This is a genomic window from Bacillus sp. 05T22, from assembly GCF_056396765.1.
The window spans coordinates 1-365 of the sequence record NZ_JBFTMC010000309.1 but is presented as its reverse complement, the minus strand read 5'-3'; the positions used below and the strand labels follow the sequence as shown (position 1 = coordinate 365).

Sequence of the window (365 nt, the reverse complement as noted above, 5' to 3'; positions counted from 1 at the left end):
GTTATTATCCATCATTGGCATGATATTCGGCATTTGGTTACTATCTATCATCGGCATCATTTGCGGCATTTGGTTATTATCCATCATYGGCATSATWTKCGGCATTTGATTACTATCCATCATCGGCATCATTTGYGGTGGTTGATTATTATCCATCATCGGCATCATTTGCGGCATTTGRTTAYTATCCATCATCGGCATCATTTGCGGCATTTGRTTAYTATCCATCATYGGCATSATTTKCGGCATTTGGTTACTATCTATCATCGGCATCATTTGCGGCATTTGGTTATTATCGGTTACTATCTATCATCGGCATCATTTGCGGCATTTGGTTATTATCCATCATTGGCATGATATTCGGC

1 pseudogene is annotated in these 365 nt (G+C 39.4%); it reads right to left on the bottom strand.

What is annotated here, in order from left to right:
* A pseudogene (locus AC1DIT_RS28625) lies at positions 1 to 213 on the bottom strand (spore coat protein); the annotation flags it as partial.
* Between the last annotated feature and the right edge of the window lie 152 nt (positions 214 to 365).